At 40.4% G+C, this 6467-nt stretch carries 5 protein-coding genes and 1 pseudogene; 4 read left to right on the top strand and 2 right to left on the bottom strand.

The features are described 5' to 3' along the window. Window positions 1–42: 42 nt before the first annotated feature. Window positions 43–195: pseudogene (locus AAFM34_RS20035) on the top strand (LuxR C-terminal-related transcriptional regulator); the annotation flags it as partial. Between the two features lie 79 nt (window positions 196–274). Here AAFM34_RS20035 and AAFM34_RS20030 read toward each other — a convergent pair. Then, window positions 275–910: a hypothetical protein gene (locus tag AAFM34_RS20030; RefSeq protein WP_341665901.1), complete on the bottom strand. Its 636-nt coding sequence runs from the start codon at window positions 908–910 to the stop codon at window positions 275–277. A gap of 395 nt (window positions 911–1305) precedes the next feature. Here AAFM34_RS20030 and AAFM34_RS20025 point away from each other — a divergent pair, with 395 nt between their 5' ends. Next, window positions 1306–1845 carry a cytochrome b gene (locus tag AAFM34_RS20025; protein ID WP_341665899.1) on the top strand — a complete coding sequence of 180 codons (540 nt, stop codon included), beginning with the start codon at window positions 1306–1308 and terminating at the stop codon, window positions 1843–1845. After that, window positions 1842–2414 carry a YceI family protein gene (locus AAFM34_RS20020; protein WP_341665898.1) on the top strand — a complete coding sequence of 191 codons (573 nt, stop codon included), beginning with the start codon at window positions 1842–1844 and terminating at the stop codon, window positions 2412–2414. The genes AAFM34_RS20025 and AAFM34_RS20020 overlap by 4 nt, the downstream gene beginning before the upstream one ends. A gap of 41 nt (window positions 2415–2455) precedes the next feature. Here AAFM34_RS20020 and AAFM34_RS20015 read toward each other — a convergent pair whose 3' ends face one another. Further along, window positions 2456–4087: an ATP-dependent endonuclease gene (locus tag AAFM34_RS20015; RefSeq protein WP_341665896.1), complete on the bottom strand. Its 1632-nt coding sequence runs from the start codon at window positions 4085–4087 to the stop codon at window positions 2456–2458. A 220-nt stretch (window positions 4088–4307) separates the two neighbouring features. Here AAFM34_RS20015 and AAFM34_RS20010 point away from each other — a divergent pair, with 220 nt between their 5' ends. Next, window positions 4308–6053, top strand: coding sequence for a bifunctional UDP-sugar hydrolase/5'-nucleotidase (locus AAFM34_RS20010; protein WP_341665894.1), 1746 nt, complete (start codon window positions 4308–4310; stop codon window positions 6051–6053). The last annotated feature ends 414 nt before the right edge of the window (window positions 6054–6467 follow it).

Below are 6467 nucleotides of genomic sequence, written 5' to 3'. Positions count from 1 at the left end.
GACAATACCGAATTTAAAAGGAAATGATTAGATGGGGTTTACCGCCAGCTTACCAACAAACAGATAGCGAATGACTTGTACATTTCAGAACAGACGGTAAAAGTACATATGAAAAAGCTATTGAAGAAACTTAAGGTCTCTTCCCGCACTGCTGCGACGGTTCTATATCTAGAACGATTTGGTGAGCTGAAATAGTTAGATATTCAATTGAATATGACTAGCCTAGAGTGTAACCATCGATGTTATAAACTCTTACGATGAAACCTTATTGACACTAACTTAACTGAGCAACACAATACAGTTGGACGTATTTGCGCACGGCTTGTTTGTCTATTGGACGTTGAAGAGGGTGAGTACATTTAACAAAATAAGGGCTAAGCGAGAAACAATCTTCTAATGAGTGTCCCAGCAGCGAGTCAGCTTTCGAGAGTTTTACCCCTTGTGTTTGATACTGAGTAATATCGTCAGGAAGTTTTCCTGTCCACCAATGTATCAGCTCTCTGCTTTGCTTATTGCGTGAAAACCAATGATCACCAATTAGTAGCAGTAGATCATTGGGCTGAATTGCAAATGAGTATTCTCCTTGCCAATGGTCTATCGCTTGAAGAAATGTCTTTCTGCACATATTACCCCCAGTGACCATATGAGATGCTAAAACCCACACAGTTCCCACATCTGACGTAATCCTGTAGTGATGGATAGGATTAAAATGAGTGGTAGATCCCAGTGCAACATATTCGCAATTATGTCCAAACTTTGTAAGTGTGCGAGATAGACGACGAGAAAACGCCAAGCTTAAGTGGTGCTCATCCATCCCCTCGCTATGGATATTTGGGTAATGTTTTTGGTAAAGCTTCATGCAATCGGTTTGAAACTCATTAACACTTTGGATCAGCAAGTCTAGCAGCAAGATGATTCTCCCAAATGTTATAGCACTAACAAAAATGTTAGCACGTGAAGTTCTCAATTAGTTACATTTGGACACAGAAATATTAAACATATTTAGAGGTTTATGGTTAAGATTGAATTTGCGTCACAACACAACCATGAGTGCCACTTGCTATGTTGCTATATTCCAAATATCGACTAAACATTTATCGTTTTTCTCGATTGTTTTGATGACAACTAAAGTTAATGGGAGCATTGCTCAGGTAATGTGAGCTAAATCCTTAATCAATTTTTTTGAATAACTTGATCAACTAAGGATTATTTTATGAATGTAAAGATGGGTAAATAATCTGTGCTAGGAATAGACTAGACGATAGTCTGGTTGATAAAGAGATGCATTTACTATTGGATGAGACTATGAGTTCAGAAGTTAAAAACTACAATCCAGTTACCAGAGCTATCCATTGGACATCTGCGATTGTTGTTATCGGTATGTTTGCAGTCGGACTGTGGATGGTTGACTTAAGTTACTACAGTGAATGGTATAGAACAGCTCCACATTGGCACAAGTCAATTGGGCTACTTCTTGCGGGCTTGACGGTATTTCGTATCGTTTGGAAAAAAATGACGCCTTCACCTGACATTGAAGGCAAGTCGTATGAAATCCTTGCCGCTAAGCTAGTTCACTTTCTAATGTACTTAGCATTACTGACACTATTTGTTTCGGGATACCTAATTTCTACTGAAGATGGTCGAAGTATTGATGTATTTAATTGGTTCTCAGTCCCTAGCCTTGGTGCACTTTTTGAGAATCAAGCTGATATTTCTGGAGAAATACACTTCTATTGTGCTTGGGCACTTATTCTGATGGCAGCTGCTCATGCTATGGCTGCTATCAAGCACCACGTGATAAACAAAGATAATACTCTACGTAAGATGATAGGAGCTTTAAAATGAAAAAAAAGGTATTCGCTACTGGGCTGGCGGCTTTAGTTATGTTGATGCCACTCGGAGCCAGTGCTGCCGACTACGTCATTGACACTAAGGGTGCTCATGCATCAATCAACTTTAAAGTTAGTCATCTAGGATATAGTTTTATAAAAGGTCGATTCAATAAATTTGAAGGTGATTTTTCTTATGATCCTAAAAATGTCAGTGCGTCAAAAATTTCAGTTACAGTTGATACCACGAGCTTAGACTCCAATCATGCAGAGCGAGATAAACATATACGCAGTGGTGATTTTATTAACGCATCAAAGTTCTCGAAAGCGACTTTTAAAAGCACAAGCATTGTTGATAAAGGAAATGGAAAACTTGAGGTCAATGGCGATCTAAATCTACATGGTGTGACCAAACCTATAACAATAGATGCTGAGTTTATTGGTGCTGGAGCGGATCCATGGGGTGGTGAAAGAGCAGGTTTTGACGGCAAAGTTCGCCTTGAGCTAGCTGACTTCAAAATTCCGGTAATGGGTTCTTCTAGCTATGTAGACATGGAGCTACATGTCGAAGGAATTAAAAAATAATAAAGCGAGACGCCTCTGATTATTTTATCAGGGGCGTCCTTTTATGTATTACCGTTGGCCATTGTGACAACACGCTTTAGTGTCCACCTAAGCAGGATTGGAATGCAATCCATTCCTTTAGTTTCACAGTGGGAGACAATCGCAAGAGCAAGATCAGGTTTTGCAAACTTCTTCAAGACTCTGGTGACCACTTTCTTGGGAGGAATTGGGTGATCTAAAGGTATACGGACCATATCTTTAAAAAACGCTTCAAAACCATTGTTGTATAAATAATGTTCGATGTCTCTATCTGGTAGTTCAGTCAAACGATGCCTTTCCTGATCATTACCCAATTGGGCACGCACAGCTGATGCATATTTCTTACCTGCGGCATCGCCATCAGTAACCACATGCCAGTCAATTCCGAACGCTTTTGCAATTTTAACTAATGACTTTAAACCTGATTGGGCAAACTCTATTATTTGAACACCTTCAGCTGCTAGGTTATAGCCGCATTGATTGGCAAGCTCATTAAATAGCCATACTTCTGTTTCCCCCTCAACGAGAAGCCAGCATCTCGCGAAAAGTGCACCTGAGCGATGAAATCTTATGTGGAACCCAATCCGCCTAAGCTCATCTTTTGAGAACCCTTGAGCTGGAAGGTAAGTGGTTATGGTTTTATCAGATTGCCTCACTAAACGACGAATACTGTTTAAAGGGACTTGCCCGAGTAAATCGCCGCTGTTGGTGGTAAGGATTTTTTGCATAGGTAATAGTTGAAGCAAGCTCCAAGCTCGGGCTAAGTGGGTCGGATGAAGGCGACCTTCTGGGTCTTCGAGAATAAGTAACGGTCTTGCACATCGACGTAATTTATTAGGCCCTTTTGCTTGCAAGTAAGCGTTGAGCAAACCCATGAATAATAACCTAGTTTGTTTACTTTGAGTTTCTTCAACGACCTGAGAAATACTTTTGTTATTCGGAGAGCTATTAAAGAAAATGCCGTCTCTCTGCTTACGAAGGTTTTTACGCGTGTTAGATTTGAATGAGAAATAGTGCTCAACCAATACATTCATTGAATTTAAGCTACTTTTCATTTCTCCTTTATTTACGTGGCCGGGTACTGCCATCAAGCGTCTACATGTATTGTTGATTCGCTTTTCGATTCTGTCATTGTCGTCCCCAGTAATACTTATAGGTCTTTCAAATCGGCGAGAGTCTTTTAACCTTATGACAGGGTGGAGTGTCATCAATTCTTGAGCAAGTTTTTCAGAGTGATGCAATGGCAGTGAGTTCCCCTGACTATCAAGAAATGCGTATCGAGTTGTTACCTCATGACCATTTCGGCTCGCACTTAAGCGGTAAATTATCTTGTTTGTCCCTTGGGAATTTTGAATCCATACTGGTTTGATTTTACGATAACGACCAGAATTTATTTCTTTTTTATCAGTAGAGACTAAACTCAATACAATTTGTAGGTGCTGTGTTTGCGGGTGCGCAACAGAATAATCGACATGAAAGTCCGCCATTTCGAACTGATATGGCGTGCCTTTAGGAGGCAGAGCAACCGCAAGAGCATCCAAGAGTGATGACTTACCCCAGGTGTTTTCTCCAATAAGGGTGGTGAGCTCTTCAAACGCGATGGAAAGCCGCTTGATCCCACGAAAGCCGGAAATTTCAATCCGCTCTAGAAGCATTGACTAACCCTAAGTGAGCTATTCTTCTTAAAAGCATAATAGAAAAGACTCTATTAAGCAGAAGGTTAGCTCACAAAGTTATAAATTTTGTAACTAGATAGCAGTACTTTTTATCCCTCTAATCTGCACAAGTGTATTTACAAAGCTGATAAAAGCGTGAAAGTTAATGAATTTGTCATAAGTGTTCAGGTACAATGTGAGCGAAAATGAGAGAAAAACTATGCAACATAAAAAGAATAAAATGTCCAAAATTAGACTTGTTCACATCAATGACACCCATTCACATTTCGAACCTACTTCGCTTCAATTATCAATTAGCCTGCCAGATCAAGACCTATCGCCTTATGTGAGTGCAGGGGGGTTTGCCAGAATCGCTACTCGAAAAAAACAGCTAGAATCCACCCTTTGTGACTCAAGGGAAATGGTGTTTCTTCATGCGGGTGACTGCTTTCAGGGCACTTTGTATTTCACTTTGTTTAAGGGAGAGGCGAATGCAGAAATGCTTAATGCACTTAACCTTGACGCTATGGCTTTGGGCAATCACGAATTAGATATGGGTAATTTGCCTGTCGCCAAGTTTGTAAAGCAAATTAATTTTCCTTTACTCGCGGGCAATTGGGATCTTTCTGCAGAAGCGAAAGACAAAACATACACGCTTCAAGGTAGTGAGAATGTACATTCATTTGATCCTAAAACTCGAACGGCCAGTTGGATTATAAAGTATGCTCAGGAAGAGCCTATAGCCATATTCTCCTTAGCTATTGATAAAATGTCCGATATATCGAACCCTGACCATGACACGCCCTTTACTGATTCAATACAAACAGCGAAAAATACGGTTGAGGCAATTAAATCTCAGGGAATCAACAAGATAATATTATTGAGCCATATGGGCTACGAAGCCGACTTTGATTTGGCCGAAAAGGTTGATGGGATAAGTATTATCGTTGGTGGGCATAGCCATCGTTTGCAAGGTGACTTTAGCGCTTTGGGGCTTAAAAAAGACGATGACTATGGAATGGTCGTGAATGATACTTATATTGTTCAAGCAGGTTATCACTCCCTTAGCATGGGACATTGTGATATTGACTTTGATGAGGAAGGTAAAGTTACTAACTTTATCGGAAAAAACGAACTCTTACTTGGGAGGCGTGTTTTCTTGGATGCAAGTATGACGAGTGCAACGGACCAAGCGCCATATGATCTTGCTCGTCAATTTATTGACAGTCACCCTAATGTGATTGTCTGTAAGAAAGATCTTAATGTTCAGGCGATTTTGAATAATAGGTACTTACCTCGTGTTCGAGAACTGCAGAACCAAATCATTGCTGTGGCAGATCGGCCAATGCGCCATGTCAGAGTTCCAGATGAACTCGGTGCAAGTGAATTGGCACCTATTATTGCTAAGTCTTTTGCTTATTCGATGAATAAGCTTGGCTATGGTGTGGACTTCGCTATTCATAACGCAGGAGGAGTCAGAAATTCGCTTCATCAAGGTAATGTTTCCGTTGCCGATATTGCCGGAAAACTACTCCCATTTGCCGTTCCTGTTGGCGTTTATAGAGTGAAAGGGAAGGATATTGCCGCGGCACTCGAAGGGGCAATAAACAATGCGCTTAGTAATGGAGTTAAGGGGACTGGTGATGGCTCTTATCCATATACACATAACCTTAAGTTTAAGTATTTAAGCCAAGCACCAATAGGGAAAAGAATCGTTGAGCTTCAAATATACACTCCAATGTCAGGCTGGCAAGTAATTGATAATAGTAAATATTATTTAGGGACATCCTCAGCTTACACAATGAAAGGTAAAGAAGGGTTCGATGCCTTATTGAATATGGATGGAGAAGAAATCGTTACAGATAGGTCCATGACGGACTGCTTTATTGAGCTACTCAAAGATAACCCGAATGAGCTTAATGAACCTCAACTGACACAGCAAAATTGGTGGCATAAAGGTTGCTAGCTATTCATTGAGCTAATGTTAATTGGGGGAACCTATGTTAAAGAGAAATTGGTTCGATATCGTGGTTGTAATCAGTTGGGTAGGTGTTTGGTCAGCGCTGGTGTACTTTATCCCGTCAGGCGGAATTTAACAGCCGAAGATAAGTTTTATGGGGATACCATCCCCATAAACTTTGGTGAACGCTTATGGTTTTGGTTTGCCAGTGTTCATGCTGCCCAAATACTGAACACTTCGTCGATAAGTTTATGTATCCCATTTTCTTCTTAGAAAGAAGCGTTCTTCTTCTTTTAAACCTTTTAAACCTTTTAAACCTTTTAAACCTTTTAAACCTTTTGAACATTCTCATCATGCATTTTTAATGTATGCGCCCCATGAACCCACGGGGCGGTGTTGTTAATGTTTGAAGTTCCAAGG

It is taken from the genome of Vibrio sp. (assembly GCF_038138445.1).
Classification (GTDB): Bacteria; Pseudomonadota; Gammaproteobacteria; order Enterobacterales; family Vibrionaceae; genus Vibrio.
This window is presented reverse-complemented; position numbering and strand designations above follow the sequence as displayed.